The organism is Moorena producens 3L (assembly GCF_000211815.1).
GTDB lineage: Bacteria > Cyanobacteriota > Cyanobacteriia > Cyanobacteriales > Coleofasciculaceae > Moorena > Moorena producens.
This window is the reverse complement of the sequence record NZ_GL890825.1, coordinates 1-18,196: the sequence shown is the minus strand read 5'-3', so window position 1 is coordinate 18,196 and position 18,196 is coordinate 1. Positions and strand designations below refer to the sequence as shown.

The 18,196-nt window shown below is 44.0% G+C and carries 11 protein-coding genes and 1 pseudogene; 5 read left to right on the top strand and 7 right to left on the bottom strand.

The genetic code is table 11. The features are described from left to right. Nucleotides 1-176: 176 nt before the first annotated feature. The 5 genes and pseudogenes from LYNGBM3L_RS03015 to LYNGBM3L_RS02995 all read left to right on the top strand — a co-directional run. A pseudogene (locus LYNGBM3L_RS03015) lies at nt 177-902 on the top strand (RNA-guided endonuclease InsQ/TnpB family protein); the annotation flags it as partial. Nucleotides 903-1,218: 316 nt separating this feature from the next. Next, nucleotides 1,219-2,136, top strand: coding sequence for a S66 peptidase family protein (locus LYNGBM3L_RS03010; protein WP_044492207.1), 918 nt, complete (start codon nt 1,219-1,221; stop codon nt 2,134-2,136). A 293-nt stretch (nt 2,137-2,429) separates the two neighbouring features. Beyond that, complete coding sequence (gene hemE / locus LYNGBM3L_RS03005; protein WP_008178937.1) at nt 2,430-3,491, top strand: uroporphyrinogen decarboxylase; 1,062 nt, start codon at nt 2,430-2,432, stop codon at nt 3,489-3,491. A 427-nt stretch (nt 3,492-3,918) separates the two neighbouring features. Next, nucleotides 3,919-4,914 (top strand): NAD-dependent epimerase/dehydratase family protein, encoded by a 996-nt coding sequence (locus LYNGBM3L_RS03000; RefSeq protein WP_044492206.1) that lies wholly within the window; start codon nt 3,919-3,921, stop codon nt 4,912-4,914. A 1,224-nt stretch (nt 4,915-6,138) separates the two neighbouring features. Next, nucleotides 6,139-6,978 carry a hypothetical protein gene (locus LYNGBM3L_RS02995; protein ID WP_008178932.1) on the top strand — a complete coding sequence of 280 codons (840 nt, stop codon included), beginning with the start codon at nt 6,139-6,141 and terminating at the stop codon, nt 6,976-6,978. 604 nt (nt 6,979-7,582) lie between these two features. On the opposite strand, the gene LYNGBM3L_RS02985 is transcribed toward LYNGBM3L_RS02995, so the two are convergent. From LYNGBM3L_RS02985 to LYNGBM3L_RS46930, 7 genes are all read right to left on the bottom strand, one after another. Further along, nucleotides 7,583-8,365 carry a peptidylprolyl isomerase gene (locus LYNGBM3L_RS02985; RefSeq protein ID WP_008178926.1) on the bottom strand — a complete coding sequence of 261 codons (783 nt, stop codon included), beginning with the start codon at nt 8,363-8,365 and terminating at the stop codon, nt 7,583-7,585. 1,806 nt (nt 8,366-10,171) lie between these two features. Then, nucleotides 10,172-10,471, bottom strand: coding sequence for a hypothetical protein (locus LYNGBM3L_RS02980; RefSeq protein WP_008178922.1), 300 nt, complete (start codon nt 10,469-10,471; stop codon nt 10,172-10,174). Nucleotides 10,472-11,353: 882 nt separating this feature from the next. Next, the gene (locus tag LYNGBM3L_RS42690) at nt 11,354-11,656 is read right to left on the bottom strand and encodes a hypothetical protein (protein WP_154659658.1); all 303 of its coding nucleotides are present in this window, start codon (nt 11,654-11,656) and stop codon (nt 11,354-11,356) included. A 124-nt stretch (nt 11,657-11,780) separates the two neighbouring features. Further along, entirely contained in the window at nt 11,781-12,188 is a 408-nt protein-coding gene (locus LYNGBM3L_RS02970) for a HetP family heterocyst commitment protein (RefSeq protein ID WP_044492142.1), read from the bottom strand. A gap of 664 nt (nt 12,189-12,852) precedes the next feature. After that, nucleotides 12,853-14,487 (bottom strand): beta-barrel domain-containing protein, encoded by a 1,635-nt coding sequence (locus tag LYNGBM3L_RS02965; RefSeq protein WP_008178913.1) that lies wholly within the window; start codon nt 14,485-14,487, stop codon nt 12,853-12,855. Nucleotides 14,488-14,657: 170 nt separating this feature from the next. Further along, nucleotides 14,658-17,870, bottom strand: a complete 3,213-nt coding sequence (locus LYNGBM3L_RS02960; RefSeq protein ID WP_008178911.1) for an ABC transporter transmembrane domain-containing protein — start codon at nt 17,868-17,870, stop codon at nt 14,658-14,660. 120 nt (nt 17,871-17,990) lie between these two features. Then, nucleotides 17,991-18,196, bottom strand: a 206-nt coding sequence (locus LYNGBM3L_RS46930; protein WP_008178909.1) for a hypothetical protein, incomplete at its 5' end; no start/stop codon positions are given.

Genomic DNA, 18,196 nt, shown 5'->3' with positions numbered 1-18,196 from the left:
GTTCGGGAGGCTATAAGTCCCGCGCTGTACCTGAAAGGTTAGCGTCGGGATACATGGACACCCCGGGTCGATTGAGGGGTTTCTCCTTTGGAGACGCGGGGCGCGTTCGATGCCCCGAAAATCGACATACTATCTATCGGTTCTAACAGAAGATGTAAATCTGTTAGAATACACGGATGTTGAACTTGACCTACAGCTACCGAATCTATCCAGGACTTGACCAGGAAGCTAAAATGCTTGGCTGGTTGGAGCAATGCCGTCGCGTATATAACTATGCTTTGGCAGAGCGTAAGGACTGGATCAATTCGCGTAAATGCTTGGTCAATGCTTGCAGCATCAGACTCGAATACATCATCCCTGCTGACACGCCATACCCTGACTACTACAAACAGCAGAACGCTCTTACCAAAGCCAAAAAGTTGATTCGACAACTGAAGGCAGTTCACTCCCAAGTTTGGCAAGATGCCTTGAAGCGACTGGATAAGTCGTTCAAGTTCATGCAACACAGAGGGTTTGGATTTCCTCGATTCAAAAAGTCGGGCCAGTATCGTTCGTTTGTGTTTCCGCAGTTCAAGTCGAATCCTGTCAACGGATTTGAGATCAAACTGCCGAAAATTGGAACCGTGCCGATCCACTTGCATCGACCTATTCCTGAAGGATTTGAGATCAAGCAAGTTCGGGTCGTGTTGAAATCGTCGGGCTGGTACGCTCAGCTGATTCTGCAAGCCGATGTTTCTGTTCCTGAACCAATGCCTGATGGTGATCCGATCGGAATTGATTTGGGACTCGAAAAGTTCTTGGCTGTATCGACAGGTGAACTGGTAGAACGCCCTCGCTTTTTCGTGGATTTGCAAAGCAAGCAACGATTGCTGCAACGCAAATTGAGAAACAAGAAAAAGGGTTAGTAAACAGCTAGATAAAATGTCGCAGAGTCTACCAAAAACTCTTATTATTTGTTACACTTAAATTAGGGTAACACCGACAGTGATTATTATGTAACTTAAATTAAAGCCGAAAACCAAGGCTTTAATAGTTGCGGTTAAATCCCGGTGTTAAACTTTTTTGACATTTTTATGGCGCTCGCGGGATATTCCCGAGAGCTTTGGGAGATACCCCCTGGATGCTATGGCATCTTGCATTGGCGAGCCTTGGTCTATCTTGGTAGACTTTGGTAGCTAAAAAGTATCGGAGCGCGTGAATCAACTTTATGTGCAACAGATGATGGCTGGTTTTTCTTTATGCCAGCTACCACCACCATTAAAACCGCCAGATGTATTGCGAGTAATTGTGCCAAGTGGAACCTTGCGTGAGGTTGATGCTTTCAATCGGGGGATTGAGATTTGGCGATCCCGTGGCTACCATGTCCAATTACCACAGAACTGGAACGCTAGGGAAGGTTACCTAGCTGGGACTGATAGTCAGCGACGCCAACAGTTGCTCGAAGCCTGTCTTGACCCCCAATGTCGGGGCATTCTCTGTGGTCGAGGAGGTTATGGTAGCGCTAGACTTCTGGAAGACTGGACATGGCCAGAACAATGGCCAGAACAGTTGAAGTGGTTGATTGGTTTTTCTGATATTACTGCTTTACTGTGGAGTCTTGGTCAGATAGGGGTTTCCGGTGTTCATGGTCCGTTATTGACTACTATTGCTGGTGAACCGGAATGGTCACTCAATCGGTTGTTTGATTGGGTGGAAGGACGACCCATAGCTCCCTTGAAAGGGGTTGGTTGGGGAGGTGGTAAAGTTTCTGGTGTGTTGCTACCGGCTAATCTTACGGTTGCTACTCATCTGCTCGGTACACCCCTACAACCTTCCTTATCAGGGGTGATTCTTGCTCTCGAAGATGTAACTGAGGCTCCCTACCGCATTGACCGGATGTTGACTCAGTGGCGCATGATTGGTGCAATGGCCGGGGTGAAAGGTATTGCGTTAGGGCGGTTTAGCCGTTGTGCTCCTCCCAAGGATGTTCCTAGCTGGACTGTGGAGGAAGTGTTGCGCGATCGCATTTGGGATCTCGGTATACCGGTTGTCTCTGACTTGCCTTTCGGTCACGATGGGGTTAACGCTGCCCTTCCTGTCGGACAGCTGGTTGAACTAGATGCTGAGGTCGGGACCTTGAGTTGGGTTGGAGGTTAGCAGGTTAGCAGGTTAGCAGGTTGAAAGTTGGCAGGTTAGCAGTTCATGTAGGGTGGGCAGTGCACCAGACAGATAATGAAGCTTGCAAAGCGCGTTGGTAGGCACTGCCCACCCTACTGCCCACCGTACGATTAATGACAATGGTGCAAGATCTCAGTTTAACGAAGGCACCGTCTTAGAATGTAACTTATTATTAACACTTTTTTAATCTTCTCAAATCAGGAGAGTAAAGGGAATACCACCATGATAAGCTGACAAATACACTTAAAAAAGTATAATAGGATAGATACCATATGGCTGGGTCAACCCAGGTTCCTTATTTGTTGAGGGCGGCTCGTGGTGAGGTGTTAGACCGTCCCCCTGTGTGGATGATGCGACAGGCAGGTCGTTATATGAAGGTTTATCGCGATTTGCGGGATAAGTATCCGAGTTTTCGCGAGCGCTCCGAAAATCCAGACATCGCGATTGAGATTTCTCTACAACCCTGGAAAGCGTTTCAACCAGATGGAGTGATTTTGTTCTCTGATATTCTAACTCCATTACCAGGGATTGGTATCGAGTTTGAGATTGTCGAAAGTAAAGGGCCAATCATTAACCAACCGATTCGTACCCAGGAACAAATTGACCAGCTACATCTGTTGGATTTAGATAGATTTGGGTTTATCCGGGAAATTTTGAAGGCGCTACGGCAAGAAGTGGGCAATGAGGCAGCAGTGCTGGGTTTTGTCGGTGCTCCCTGGACTTTGGGCGCTTATGCGATTGAGGGTAAAAGTTCTAAAAATTACTCCATCATTAAAGGGATGGCCTTCTCACAACCAGCTATGCTACACCAATTCTTGGGTAAGCTAGCGGATGCGATCGCTATCTATGTCCGTTATCAAATCAATAGCGGTGCTCAGGTAATACAAATGTTTGACTCTTGGGCAGGTGAACTGAGTCCCCAAGACTACGAAACCTTTGCCTTACCCTATCAGCAGCGAGTAGTACAGCAGGTTAAAGCCACTCACCCAGATACCCCCTTCATTCTCTATATCAGTGGTAGCGCTGGAGTGCTTGAACGCATGGGACAGTCGGGGGTTGATATGGTCAGCGTAGACTGGACCGTAGACATGGCAGAAGCTAGAACAAGATTGGGTGATAAGATGAAAGTCCAGGGCAATATCGACCCAGGAGTTCTGTTTGGGTCACAAGCTTTTATTCGCGATCGCATTGTCGATACTATTCGCAAAGCTGGCAACAAAGGTCATATCTTAAATCTCGGTCATGGTGTTTTACCCGGCACTCCAGAAGATAATGTTAGATTCTTCTTTGAAACTGCCAAAAAGGCAAATGAATTAATGGCTGTTCATGCATAATAGTCGATAACACAAGAGAGAGTAGAGAATCGATAACCAGATTCTGTGCCATTTTCTCCCTCTAGCAGTCATAGGTTCGGGGAGCGCTAGTCCTCCCTAGGGTATCCTTCGGTCAGAGTTGGACCGGGCTTTCAAGGTGCAGACGTTTACTTGTCCAGGTAGCCCCTCCACTAAATGGAATCCTCGCTTCAGTCTCATCCCCTTCAAGGGGATGAGATTAACAACCTTATAGAAATATCTTGAGAGTGCAGATACTTGATTAGACGACTAAGGATAGAATCCTTCAAGATGCATCACCACAACAATCAAGGAAGTGTTCTTCACTCGATCAAAACCTTCTTGTACCCCTAGAAGTAGTTGACCTAGTTGTTTGTTAGTGTTAGGTCAGGATCGGGAGTACATAATTGAATTGAAAATCCAAAATCCCATGACCTCCAAGCGGATTTTTATAACTGGTGCTAGTGGCTGCATTGGTCACTACATCACTGAAGCCTTAAGTCTCGAAACTGACCATGAGTTGTATTTGTTAGTCAGAAACCCTGACAAATTCAAGTTTGACGACTTGAAGTGTGGCGACAAGAGGCGTGCTGGCATTACCATCCTAGAAGGTGACCTGCAGCAGATTGAAGACTTTGGTGACTTGCTCAAGACAATGGATGCGGCAATTCTGGCAGCAACCGCTTGGGGAGGGCAACAGGAAACATTTGATATTAACGTTGTCAAAACTATCGAGTTAATGAACTTGCTTGACCCTACTGTTTGTGAGCAAGTGATTTATTTCTCTACTGCTAGCGTACTGGATAGGAATAACCAATTACTGACAGAGGCCGGTGAACTTGGAACAGAATATATCTATTCCAAATACACTTGTCTCAAGCGCTTATCCCAATTAGCGTCCGCTCCTAAGATTACTACCCTCTTTCCTACCTTGGTACTGGGGGGAGACGAAACTAAACCCTACTCCCATCTGTCATCGGGACTCCCAGATATTGTCAAATGGATTAACTTGATTCGTTGGTTTAGAGCTGATGGCAGTTTCCACTTCATCCACGCCCAAGATATTGCTCAGGTGGTGCGATACCTGATTGATCATCCTCCTTCTCAAGCATTGAGTGCAGAACCAGAGTGGATGTCTAGCGGTAGATTGGTTTTGGGTTGTCAGCCGTTGAGTGTTAACCAAGCCGTAGAAGAAGTTTGTAGGTATCTTGGTAAACAAATTTATTTTCGCCTACCATTGTTTATCTGGCTTGCCAATATCTTTATTGTGCTGTTCCGGATTCAGATGGATCCTTGGAGTCGGTTTTCCTTGAATTACCGACATTTTATTTATCACAACCCCGTTAATCCAACCACCTTTGGTTTACCGACTTACTGTCCTACACTTACTGACGTTCTCAAAGTTAGTGGCATTAGCAGAGATTAGATTTTTAAAATCGTGACACTTTAAACTAGAAACAGGACTCCTAGTTAAGTTGTCTTTAAGTTTTCCATTGCTGAAATATAAATTATGCTTAATTTTAACATAACACCATCAAATGATCCATAACTCGGCTCAAGTACCCTAGCTTAATTCGTTGATAGTCTTAGGATAAACGACGGGATTAACCGAGCTTGATCTAACCCACAAATTTCTCTGAATAAAATAATACTATAGCGTTTGGATCTAGGTTGTAAACACACGTATTGCAGAAAAAGGCAAAAGGCAAGAGGAATCCCCCCTAACCCCCCTTAGTAAGGGGGGCAGGCAAGAGGGGCAAGAGATCCGGAGTTTTATTTTCCAATAAAAAAAGACCTTCTAGGTTTACATCTCAAATACAAACGCGCTTATCATCTCCGGTTGACTAATTATTATAATCGGTAATTGCTCTGGGGGGGAGACAAGCGTCCCAAAATCATTACCAGCTCTAGGTTTAAGGTCGCTATGCTCCACAACTATACCTAGACAATCATGAGCATAGTTTTAATTACTGAGAACTAAATTACTGAAAAAGAAATCCCTGATTATTCCCTCCAAGTTGGATAAAAATCAGGTTAATAAATTGCGTAAACTAATTGGCTAAATCCAGACTATCTCAGGATTATAGCCGACATGTAATCTTTTAATTTAATTGGCAATTATTAGTTGATTTACGATTACATATTAATTATTATCCATTATGAAACACAAGCTATTCAAAGCTGTTTAAGCATCCAATCAAAGCTTTTGATAAATTATTTAACTGCCGTAAATTAAGTTCACAAAATCTTTAAATAATCTATACTTAGAATTACGCTGACTTTATAATTAATAGCGAATTTTAGATTATTCTTAATCTATAAATGGAAGTATTTAGCCGTCAGCTAACGCCCTACGCGCATGCTACGCTTACCAGCTATCAGCCATTGCCTGATCTGAATACTTACCTATAAATAGGGATTTTTTCCGGCTAAAGAATGATATGAAGTAAAAATTTTACCATTCTTTATAATCATTTTCCGGATTTTGTGTTGGCACCAATCAATATCTGTGCTTACTGTTGATTACAACAATTACAACACTAGTATCAGAACAATTATTGTGCCTTAAATTTCCCAAATTGAACCGCAAATTTAGGCAGTTAAAAAAAACTTCGCTGCTTGAAATTTATTCCACAACACCCAGAAAATTATGAAAATGAACAAAACCATTGCTAAAAAATTCTTACTGTTCGCTACAGTAACCGGTTCCGTTCTCGCTGCTGCACCAAGTTTGGCTGCTACTTTCGCTTTGTCTAAAGGATCCTTTGACTTCAGAAACTTTAGTACTGATCCTCTGGAAGTGGTTACCATGTCTGAAGCCGACACTTTTGTGATTTCAACTGGGGGTGAGGTGATTGTTGAGGCGAACGCGGAGTCAAATTTTAACCCTGATTCACCCGATCCACTACAACGAGCTCGTAATAAATCTTTGAGTACCGCTGAGGGTGAAGGAAGCAACTACCGTGGTATTGCGGAAAGTTTTGCTGGACTTATCGGTTACAACTTCTTTGTCGATGCAGGGGAAACCTTTTCTTTCGATTTCAATGGTTTTCTCGATCTAATCACCATGATCGACAATCCACCTGCTGAAAGTGCAAGTGCCGAGGGCACCGTAGTTTTCGAGTTATATGACACCAATGACTTGAGTACTCCCATCGACTTCTTCGCTCTCTCTGGTAATTTAGAGACTCTAGGATATGATGATTTCCTTGTGTCTGCTCACAGTGACAATGTGTTTGCTTATAACGACTTTACTAAGTTGTTTGGAGGAACAGAGGAATTTGCTCTGGCTGATGTTCAGGGTTATTATGAGCGCACTTTCGAAACAGCAACTTATTTGACCTTAGTCGAAGCTAAAACGAATAAGGTAACCGTTAAAGCTCCTGAATCGTCAAACTTGCTAGGCTTACTTTTCTTCGGTTTACTGAGCATTGGATACCGAGTAAAAACTAAAAGTTTTACCGATAAGTCAAAATTATTAAGGGATTAATCATACTAATAATCAAGTCCGGTTAATCACTTATCAACTCCTGGATTGTTGGTCATAAGCAATCGGTAATGAGTAATCGTTAACTACCCATTAATACTTACCAAATTACCAATTACTAATTCCCCGATCAGGAATATGATAATTAGTCAACCGGATTTGATATAATTAGTCATTAGTTGACAAAAATACCACTAGTGGGAGCATTTTGCTCCCTTATTTTTTCCCGTAGAAGAAGCAAAGCTAGAGCTGGAACTTCTACTATAACTCCTGCCAGACTCTCTGGTCACAGTAACCTCTTGACTGGTGTTTACTTGATCACCAGATGCAAATGCCCTACTTTCGGCTTGGACTACTACCTTTCCATCTGGTGAAACTATCCATTTTCTGATTATCCCGGAGCGAATCATAATTTAATGTCTCCATGGCTTTGTTGATTGAGGTTTACCTACTTTAAAGGGTAAGCTATCAGCTGAGAGCTGAGAGCTGAGAGCTGAGAGCTGAGAGCTGAGAGCTGATAGCTGAGAGCTGAGAGCTGAGAGCTGACGACTGATAGCTGACGACTGATAGCTGACTTACCCATTACCCATTACCCTAAATCATTCCACTACTGACCCAACGCCTCCGCAGTTTGACTCTCAACCTTATCAACCATAGTGTCACTATGAAGCATATAGTTGAGTTCACGATTGAGCCAATCCTGAAACAGTCTATCCAATATCTCGTCGTACCTTTCCGGTGTTAATTCAGCAGGGATAAACCTTTCTACCATCAAGATATGATAACCCTGAGGAGTTTTGACCGGATTGACCACTTGTCCAATAGGTACACCAAAGACAATCGCTGCTATATCTGGACGTAAATTCCAACGGTAAAGCTTCCCTTCAAAACCGCACTTCTGTCGGCGTTGCTCATCAATGTCATAGATATGAGCGGCTTGATAAAAGCTAATTTCTTTTTCTTCAATTTGATAGAAGAGTTCTTTGGAAAGTTTCTCGTTAGCTACAATAATTTGATAGAGCAAGATTTGGTCAAAATCTAGTCGGTTTTGACCAAAAAACTTTTCCACGTCTTTATCAAATAGAGATTTGGATAACTTTTTAGCTAGCAATTGCTGGCGAATTCCGGCTTCCCAGTCATCGGAAGTAATCATATTATCGGCTAGCCAAGCTAGAGTGTCTGAAGCCTTCTCCAAGCGATTTTGGTGACGGAATTTATCTGCCTCTTCCTGAATTTCTTCGGCGGTGACGGTTAGGTTTCTTTCGACAGCAGCTCGATTAATGACTTTTTGATACAAAATTTTCTCAGAGACGTCTTTTAGCTGGATTTCTCGTTTCAGAAACTCAGTAATTTCCTGTGGTTCAAGGGATGCTCTAGAAAGAATAGTCATGCTTAGCTTTTCCTTGTTCAGATTTTAGCTGATCGGGTAATGGGGCAATATATGGAGCAACGGATGAGTTAACAAATGTAAGGGATGGGGTGATTCCTAATACTTATCAATTTTATGCTTAAATTGCATCAGATACTGTGATGAAATTGGCATTAGTTAGGGTGGTTGCACCCTGTCCATCCACGGTTCCTTGGACTACAGCTAGAATATCGTTATTGAATTTCACCAAAGTGGCATCAGCAATGCCATTACCAGTGCTATCAAATACCTCTAGTTAAGCGATCGCTACTGCTTGAACTCCAGCGATTAGTCCATGAACTGCTATTTGTGCTATTTGTTCGTGAGTCGTTAGTTACTATCCTACTACGATCGTTACCATTGATAGTGAGGCTATTGTTTCTGATTATACTGGAAAAATTGTTTGAAAAATTGTTTGTAGTCGCAGTTGAACTAGTAGTTAAACTATGGTTCTGTTCGATGCTGTCTGTGATGGGCTTTGTCAACCTCTGTGTGAGACTCTTTCCGAGACTCTTTCTAATCAGACTCACACGAGGAAGAATTGTCAATGTTCTGCTGAAATTAACCATGGCTATTAATCGGCTATCAGCCTTGTGTTACCCTTAAACTGCACCTGTTGAACCTGGTTTGTGGAGTGTTAAGTGTTGAGTGTTGACCGTTAACTGTTTTACTGCCGCTCCTACACGCCTTATCTCTACCAAGCATCAAATATTAACTATCAACAAAAATCCCTCCATTCCAAAACTATGCCAATGAGTTTAGGAAATTTAGGCTCAACCTAAAAAAGGAATGAAAATCTTTTCCCCTTCATTCCTAATTCAATTTACTCCTCATTATCAAGTTAGGGGCTGGGTGGTAAACTATAGAAACTTTAGTTTCCGTCGCCCATCCCCTAGTCTCCCTTACCTATTACCGAAAATTACCGAAAACCCTTATTGATTTATAGCCGGATTTACCAAAATCGGTATTATCTATATATATATACCTAAAAACAAAGACAAACTGTCAGACTTAGCCCGGAAAAGTCCTTGCTTAGTCCTAGCCTCAGCATCAGCACTCGCCTTAGCGATGCTCTTCTTAGAAACCTTGGTATTTATTACTCTTGCATCAGTATCAGCCCCTGCTGAGGTTTGATCGCCATCAGCGAATGCATCAGCATCGGCTATTGCCAGGTCAGCTGTAGCAATTGTTGTGGTATTTGCCTGAGCAATTGCACCGCCTATAATCCAGTTTTATTGAACATGTTCCCGAGCAAAATATAGGTTATTAATAATCATTAATCACCCTCTACGTGTATAGCTGTGCCTGTTAAATTGATGATAAGGATGGATAAGCCTCACCTTTTTTAATAAAAAGGGGGTTCCTATCCCAAAATCCTTAATTTAAAACTACATTTAAAACTACATGGCCATCACTATTTTTTGTTAACTGATAATTTTCAGTAAACTAACGTTACGCAAACCATTCATTTTTGTTCCAGGTTCTCCGTTACTTTTTTTATTGTATCCACCCAGTTAATTTGAAGTGTTTCCAACGAATTACTGCTAAGCCATGAGCCTAGACAATCTTCCTTATTTCGTCCTATTTGCCTTAATTAAAGGGGAAGCATTGGTCTCTAAATCTAGAGATGAATTTATCCTAGATAGAAAGGCTTCCCCATTTCATCTTTCTATTTGCCTTAATTAAGGGGGAAGCATTGGTCTCTAAATCTAGAGATGAATTTATCCTAGATAGAAAAGCTTCCCCCCCAGCCATCTAATCAGGTACTACAATTAGTCCCTACTAAGATTAGTAGCCGACCGCAGCCACAGACAAAGAAATTGAATCAGAGCTGTAATTAGTAGCTTTAGCGTCACTAAAGGTTTCACTAAGACTATTGTAACCATCGGCACTAGCAGTAGCTTCAGCAGTAGCCAGGTTGCCGCGAAGGCTCACATAAGAGTCAACATACTTGTCAATATCGATATATTCAGTGATATAAATGTCCTTAACATCATAGAAAGTTACACTACGGTATAGGTCTGAACCACCAACGATATTGGTTTCTTCGTTAACAACTTCGATGTGATTTAGGTCAGAAATATTCATGGTTGGTCTGCTCTTTTGTTAGTTTTGTTTTACTTAACAACTTGGTTGTTGTTAGTTTTATTCTACCGCTTCTTATTCAATTTGTCTCACTTGTCAAGCCAATTTGGCGGAAACTTTAATTAAATTAGTTAGGTAGCTAAAAACAACTTGGTTGTTGTTATTTTTATCCTACCGCTCTTAATTTAATTTGTCTCACTTGTCAAGCCAATTTGGCGGAAACTTTAATTAAATTAGTTAGGTAGCTAAAAACAACTTGGTTGTTGTTATTTTTATCCTACCGCTCTTAATTTAATTTGTCTCACTTGTCAAGCCAATTTGGCGGGAACTTTAGTTCGACCCTTGATTAAGTTAGGTAGGTAGCTAAGAACAACTTTGGTTTTTGTTGTTGTTATTTTCATCCTACCGCTCTTAGTTGAATTTGTCTCACTTGTCACGCCAATTTGGCGGAAACTTTAGCTCGATCCTTGATTAAGTTAGGTAGGTAGCTAACAACAATGGTTTTGTTGTTGTTATTTTTAACCTACCGTTATTAATTTAATTTGTCTCACTTGTCAAGCCAATTTGGCGGTAAAGTTTTAGGGAGAGTTTAATGTTACAAATTGTTATGAAAAATGCCCAAGTTATGGAAAAATAACTTGGGAGTATTAATGCAATTTATGCAGTATCAAAAAATTAATAAAAAACAAAATATAGCAGTCGCCAGGGCAGTTAGGACATCGACATTAGTCTCAAACCTAAGTAAGCGCAAGAGTTTGACTTCTGACTTCTGACTTCTGACTTCTGACTTCTGACTTCTGCTATAAATTCAGCGATTGGGGGACTGTCAGCATTGAGCTATCAGCCCTGGTGAGGTGTAAGCATTCAGAATTCAGCACTCAGCACTCAGCACTCAGCAGTCAGCCTAATGCTGAAGTAACAGAGATTAAAGCAATGCTTACCTGTTTTATTCAGATGTAACTCAGCATTATTCCAATGCTTACCTGTTGTCTTGATGCAAAGCGCGAGTGGGGGAAACCACGGCAGTCGCTCATGGGGGAAACCACGGCAGTCGCTCATGGGGGAAACCCCCAAGACCGCGCTGCCTCCCCAAGACCGCGCTGCCTCCCCAAGACCGCACTGCCTCCCCAAGACCGTAATGGTGCGTTTGACCCGTAATTTAATTCGCCACGGGTCGCACCTCTGCATCGCTTATTCAAAAGCATCTCAAGTAGCACCATCTGTAGGGCATTAGCTGATGACTGATAGCTGATAGCTGATGGCTGATGGCTGATGGCTGATAGCTGAATACTTACGGTGAGATTACCAGTCCCTAGAAACACCTTATATTCCTAGTACTTGAGTATAATTTTGGCAATTTTTTGTTAAACCACTGTTCTTTAGAGCCCCCTTGAACTAGTTGGCTTCTGCTGTCAAGGGGCTTTGCATAGTCGAGATCTTTAATGTTCCTTAAGCACTTCTGAGCATCTTCCCTATCCTGCTTAAGGCTGTCGGTTGTAGCTGGATTGAGTGAGTCCATTTTCTCGTTATCCCGTCGCAATCGGCAGTAGGTTCGCGACGGTATGTATTCTAAGGGGTTAAGACCCAAATAACGCAGCATCAAAACACAAGCCCAGGAATACTTGCGATCGCGAATTGCTTCTTCAATCAAACTAATCTTTTCAGGATCTAGGGTTTTGCCCAGTGGGCGATTAGAACGACGAAGCATGGAGTAACTCATGATGATTTCTTTTTGATCTGAAGGTCAACGAATTGGATTTGCAGGATTTACGCTTGAACTCTACCTCTAGTTTCAATAGTCAGTGATTCTGGTTGGTCAATTAAGCGAAGAGTTAGAGTACTGATCTAACCATCTGATTTGAGTTGTGAAACCTCCGAAGATGGCGTGATCGGGTGATCGGGTGATCGGGTGATCTCGAATAATCTCTTACCAATCAATAACGATTGATAGATCAGGATTCTCTTCTTCTAAATCTCCATCAATCATCCCCATTTTGGACAACACCAGATTCTTCCCCCCTTGCCCCTAGTTGACTGACAAACCTCTAAAACTTGGAACACTCTCAGTAAAGACTATTTTGAACAAAGCTTTATGAAAATTCTGATCAGATTTCGTGAACATTTGGATCAGATTTTGTGAAAAGACTGTGAAATCCTTTATCCATAGGTAATTCAAACCGCTTTTCCCTGACCGTGCTCAATGCTACCTCTGAGCAGAAATTTCCCTAACTGGGCAAAGCCCACGACTTGTCAGTCAATCCCTTTTCCTCCCTTGTACTCCTCTTCCCTGACTGGTTGTGCCATCAGGGTTAATCGACCTGGATTTAGTACCACCCCCATTACCCTACAGGCAGTATGTCGATGGCTAAATTGCGTTAGTCCTGCTATAGATTGACACCACCTTTTTGCAGCTGTCGGATCGGATCTAACAAGAAATCCACAATCCGACGGCGGCGGATAATGATGTCAGCTTTGGCTGTCTGACCAGGTTTGAATCGGATCATTTGATCGTCTTCTGTAACGTAGTCACGGTTTAGGGAAACTTCCACCTCATAAACCGAACCAAGTTGTTGATCAGTTTTGGCATCGGCAGAAAGGGAAGTGACTTTCCCTTTGATGATGCCGTATTCCTGATAGGGATAGGCATCAAGCTTGATTTGCACCGGCATTCCTTCTTTGATAAAGCCTGCCTCCTGATTAGGTAAACTAGCTGATAACACCAGGGGCGCATCTTGGGGCGCTACTTCGGCAATGGTTTGACCGGGTTGAAAGACTTCACCAATATTGGCAACATTGAGGGAGGAAACTACTCCATCCACCGGTGCATAGAGAAACTTTTGTTTGAGCCTAGCTTTCGCACTAGTTAGCAGATTGCGGTTTTCAGCAATTTTGGCATTTAGTTGAGTCAGTTCGATCTCCAACTGCTGAAGTTTCTGCTTGGTCTCTAGCTGAGTCCGATGCACTTCCGCTTGCTTCTGAGTTAGACCTGCCTGAAGTCGTTGGATTTCTGCTAAGGTCTGGTTGAGATCGCTGTGAGTCAGAGTGATCGCGCTGTTGCGATCGCGTATACTCTGCTGGGCTTGATAAATCTGGTCTTGGTTACTGGCTGCTTCTTGCAGTTGGGTTTGGGTAATCACCCGCTGACTCGCTCGTAGGCTATGTTCTGCTTGAAATACTTGTTCTTTTGAGATTGCCCCTGATGCTAACAGGGGTTTGAGATTCTCTAGGCGTTCCTTAAGGGCAAATGCATCATCCTGTCGTTGCTGGAGCAGTGCTTGGGTAGTCGCCTTGAGCCGTTTTAGGCGTTCTAGTCTGTCCTGACTGGCGACGTTTGCCTGCTGATGTTGGATCAGTTGTTCTCGTAAGGCGGCTACTTTAGTCTGTGCCTGAGCGATAGCGGCCTGTTGTGCGTCAATGTCCGCTTTGGCAATTTGCTGACGGGTTTGGGCTTCTTGGTGGATGTTTTCAATCAGCCCTTGCATCTGAATTAATTTGATTTGGTCAGCATTGATCAGTTGCTCCAAACGCTCTACTTCAGTAGCGCCAAGTTCTTTATCCAGTTCCACCAAGACTTGCCCAGCGGTAACCGATTCCCCTTCTTTGACCGCAATCTTGGCGACCTTGCCGGATTGGATCGGATGAATTTTATACACTTCTCCTTTTGGCACTAACTTGCCTGTGGCTTTACCCACTTCGTCAATTTGGCCAAAGGTTGCCCAAACCCCACAGACCATACAGAAGGCGAATCCTCCCAAAAGCAGTCTCTGGGGCAGTACCGATGGTGGCTGATCCAGTAAATTTTGTAGGGCTGTTGACCAGTTTTCAGTGTTGGTAGCCCCTAGTGATGATGTTGGTGTGACCGGATTTTGAACATGATTAGCTGATTGGGGGAGTGGTGGTGCTGATACCGCTGTCCCCCCATAGATCGATCTAATCTCAGCTGAGGTTAGATTAGGGTGAGGGGTTTGTCCCTCAGGGAGTCCCTCTCTAGACGGGATAGATGGTTGTGGTTTGTTCATGGTAGTTCACCCATAATCACTGGTAGTTTTGTGTCTATTGATTTAAACTGAGAACACGAACCTTGGTGAAAGTCAATGTTGAAGACAGTGGGGGATATACTGATCACCCCTGATCACCCCGAGAGCGATTTTTTACAAAAAACATTTACAAACTTTCATAAATGCCAGGGTTAAAGATCCAGCTGCTGCTGGGCTAGGTGGTAGTACAGACCTTTCTCAGCCATGAGTTCGGAGTGGGTACCGCGCTCTGCGATCAGACCTTGGTCGAGGACCAGTATAGAGTCGGCATTGCGCACCGTAGAAAGACGGTGGGCAATGATGAAGGTAGTGCGATCGCGACTAATGCGAGCTAAATTTTGTTGAAAACGTCGCTCGGATTCTGTATCTAGGGAGCTAGTCGCTTCATCGAGAATCAGAATCTTGGGGTTACCCAGCAAGGCTCGGGCGATCGCAATCCGTTGCCGTTGTCCCCCAGACAGGTTAGACCCTCGCTCCCCAACCTTGGTGTTGTATCCCAGGGGCAGGTTTTGAATAAACACATGAGCTTCAGCCAATTTGGCAACTTCTACCCCTTGTTCGAGGCTATACTCAGGTTTGTATAAGGTGATGTTCTCTAAAATCGTCCCTGAAAACAAAAAGCATTCTTGAGGTACCACACCTAATTGAGAGCGCAAAGACTGGGGAGAAACATGTCGGATGTCGTGGCTATCAATCAAAATACGGCCTGTAGTTGGGTGATAGAGTCCTTGGAGCAGCTTGACCAAGGTACTTTTGCCCGAGCCACTGCGTCCGACAATGGCTATGGTCTTTCCAGGGGCAACCTCGAAGGAAATGTTTTGAAGGGTGTATTGTTCATCATCCTCACTATAGCGAAAGCTGACATTGTCAAACTGGACATGCCCCGCGATCGCAGGCAATGGCATCAGGGGTTTTTGGGTATTCTCTTCTGGCTGGGTGGTCAAGACATCATCGAGCCGTTCCACCGATACCAAGATTTCCTGGAACTCATCCCAAAGTCCCACCAAAGACAAAATCGGGCTAATCACCCGACCAATGAGCATATTGAATGCCACAAATTGACCAATCGTGAGCTGTTCCTGAATTACCAGACTTGCCCCGAACCACAGTAAAGCCGTGCCGCTGAGGTTATTAATCAACCCACTGACTGACCCTAAGCCGTTGGCCAAGTTCTGTCCTTTGAATACCATATTCAACTGACCCGTGAGGCGGTCTTCCCAGCGCCAGCGCACCTCTTGTTCAGAGGCTGCTGCTTTGACAGTTGCTACTCCCGACATCATTTCTACTAACAGGGAGTTTTGTGCTGCTGTTTCTTTAAAGATTTCCCTGGACACTTGGCGTAGAAATGGACTGGCAACTATGGTCAAAATCGCAATCGGTACAATCGTTGCCAGGACCAGCAAGGTTAGGTGCCAGTTGTAGTAGAGCATCAGCCCCACATAGACAAACATCATTACCACATCCAGCCAAGTAGCAATGGCTTGCTGAGTCAGGAACGCCTGAATTTTCCCAGTTTCCTGGACTCGGGTCAGGATGTCCCCCACCTGGCGGGATTCAAAAAACTTCAGGGGTAGTGTGAGGGTATGCTTAATAAAACCACTGACAAAGGTAAGACTGAGTCGATTGGAAAAGTAATCCAGCAGGTAGCGTCTGGTGACACTCAAGCCTATGCTCCAAAGGCCAAAGATGACTAGACCAATTGCAAACACATTGAGGGTAACAACACTTTTGTTAACCACCACCCGATCCAAAATGATTTGGGTAAACAGGGGGGTAATCAGACCAAAAACCTGGAGCAGTAGGGAAGCTAGGATAATTTGCAACAGGACTATGCGATGGGGCCATAGCAATCCCCAAAAGCGATTCAGAGAAATCTTTTGATTGGGAGTCCCTGCTAGCTGGGGAGTAGGATTCAACAGCAGCGCATATCCTGTCCAACCCTCTAGAAATTGTTGTCGAGAAAGCGTCCGCTTTCCCACAGCTGGATCCGCAACAAGTACCTTCTCCCCTTTGACCGAATAGACAACTATATAATGATCACCTTGCCAGTGAGCAATCCAGGGGTTACTCCGATCCGCTAGGCGAGCTAAAGACGCTCTAACTGGAGTAGCTTGAAATCCCAAGGTTTCTGATGCTCTGGCTAACCCTTTCAGGGATGACCCAGAACGCCCCACCCCTGCCAGATTCCGTAGGGAATTCAAGCTAAATCGTTTGCCCCAGTAGCGTCCAATCATTGCCAAGCAAGCAGCGCCACAATCTGAAGAGGATTGCTGTTCAATGAAGGGATAGCGTTGCCACAACCCCTGAATAAAAGGTCGCTTCGTCGGTACGGGAAATGGTATCAGTTTAGACTCAGCCTGGGTCGAGTTACTTTGTGTTTCAGCATTTCCATTGGTAGGGAGGTTGGATGGAATTAGCGGTACTCTGTGACCGGGCTGAGTACGGACTGGGTGGACTATGGCGCTAGTCGCCCCTGATTTCTGGTGTCCATTTTCAGAGGTTTGACCCGTCTGTGGACTCAACTTTGCCAGCACCGGTGCCATCATTTGGGCAGTTTCCCAATGTTCCTTTGGTAGATGGGTTACCCATAAATCGCTTTGAGCAATCCAATCTTCCGGCACTGGCTGAGGATAGCCCCAACTTTCGCCCCTTGCAATAGTTAGTGGGCAATTCTGTTGAACTCCGCCCCTTTCAATCTGACCACTACGTAGCCAGTAACGACCAACTTGGCCAGACTTAACTAAGGACTCCCCAGCGGAAATCCGTGTGTCTACCAGGTAGGGCAACAATTGCTGTAGAGTGATGCTGTCAAGCGATCGCAATGCTGTTAAGGTCTTGAAGAAAATCAAGCGTTGCCGGTGCTGAGCTTGTTGCTGTAGGTGTTCGAGCCACTCCGGTAGCTGTTCTAACCAAGGTTGCAGTTCAGCTAAGGACATCCGAGCAATCTGTCCTGAACTCGCTGCGATCGCTTGGTAAGGATAAGATAGGTTGCACAACAGTTCCTCAGCCCCAAAGGTTGCCCCCTCTTCAAGAACCTGTACGGATACGTCCCGCTGTTTTTCACCATCAAAGCTTAGCAGCCGCACCCGCCCGCAACAGACCACGTAAAAATACTTATTTGGTTCATTTTGAACATAATTTTGGCTTAACTCCCGTCTAGGATAGGGTATAATTTCATCACCTAGATCAAAGTTATGAATTTGGAAGGATTGACTAAATTCTGGTAATAGTGTATTTGATAGGGTCTTATCCAACCAGTTCGCGATTAGGTGTTCAATAACCTCGGAAGATTTCTGGGTCGGGTATTGGCCAAGGGAATCTGGTGGTTGCCCTGATTTTTCTAAACCGACCGTTTTCTGATGCATTAGGTAGAACCCCTTCTTTAGTTAGTTTTACCTTGTATTGACTAGCGCCATGGTTAGGTGGAGTCTTCGGATCCATTTGATTGGCACCAGTATTGATTGTTCAAACAGTACTCTGGGTAGTCACATAGACTCTGGTCTCCCTTTTTCCCTAGTGATAGTCCCAGTAGTGTTCCCTGGGGTTGAATTAGGATTTGACTTAGGAGTACTGTGGCATTCAACAACTGTTTGCCGTTTGATGCCACCTAAGCAATCCCAGCTAATCGAGGTAATAAGTAATAATTTGATGTTCACCCTTGCTCCGGGAGGCTGATCGCCCTTTTTTAGGT

Bases quoted from the DNA above. Each gene is read 5' to 3' on its own strand.
- LYNGBM3L_RS42690 (WP_154659658.1), bottom strand. From the start codon at position 11,656: ATGCAGAGGTGCGACCCGTGGCGAATTAAATTACGGGTCAAACGCACC.
- LYNGBM3L_RS03000 (WP_044492206.1), top strand. From the start codon at position 3,919: ATGACCTCCAAGCGGATTTTTATAACTGGTGCTAGTGGCTGCATTGGT.
- LYNGBM3L_RS02995 (WP_008178932.1), top strand. From the start codon at position 6,139: ATGAAAATGAACAAAACCATTGCTAAAAAATTCTTACTGTTCGCTACA.
- LYNGBM3L_RS02980 (WP_008178922.1), bottom strand. From the start codon at position 10,471: ATGAATATTTCTGACCTAAATCACATCGAAGTTGTTAACGAAGAAACC.
- LYNGBM3L_RS02970 (WP_044492142.1), bottom strand. From the start codon at position 12,188: ATGAGTTACTCCATGCTTCGTCGTTCTAATCGCCCACTGGGCAAAACC.
- LYNGBM3L_RS02960 (WP_008178911.1), bottom strand. From the start codon at position 17,870: ATGCATCAGAAAACGGTCGGTTTAGAAAAATCAGGGCAACCACCAGAT.
- LYNGBM3L_RS02965 (WP_008178913.1), bottom strand. From the start codon at position 14,487: ATGAACAAACCACAACCATCTATCCCGTCTAGAGAGGGACTCCCTGAG.
- LYNGBM3L_RS03010 (WP_044492207.1), top strand. From the start codon at position 1,219: ATGATGGCTGGTTTTTCTTTATGCCAGCTACCACCACCATTAAAACCG.
- hemE (WP_008178937.1), top strand. From the start codon at position 2,430: ATGGCTGGGTCAACCCAGGTTCCTTATTTGTTGAGGGCGGCTCGTGGT.
- LYNGBM3L_RS02985 (WP_008178926.1), bottom strand. From the start codon at position 8,365: ATGACTATTCTTTCTAGAGCATCCCTTGAACCACAGGAAATTACTGAG.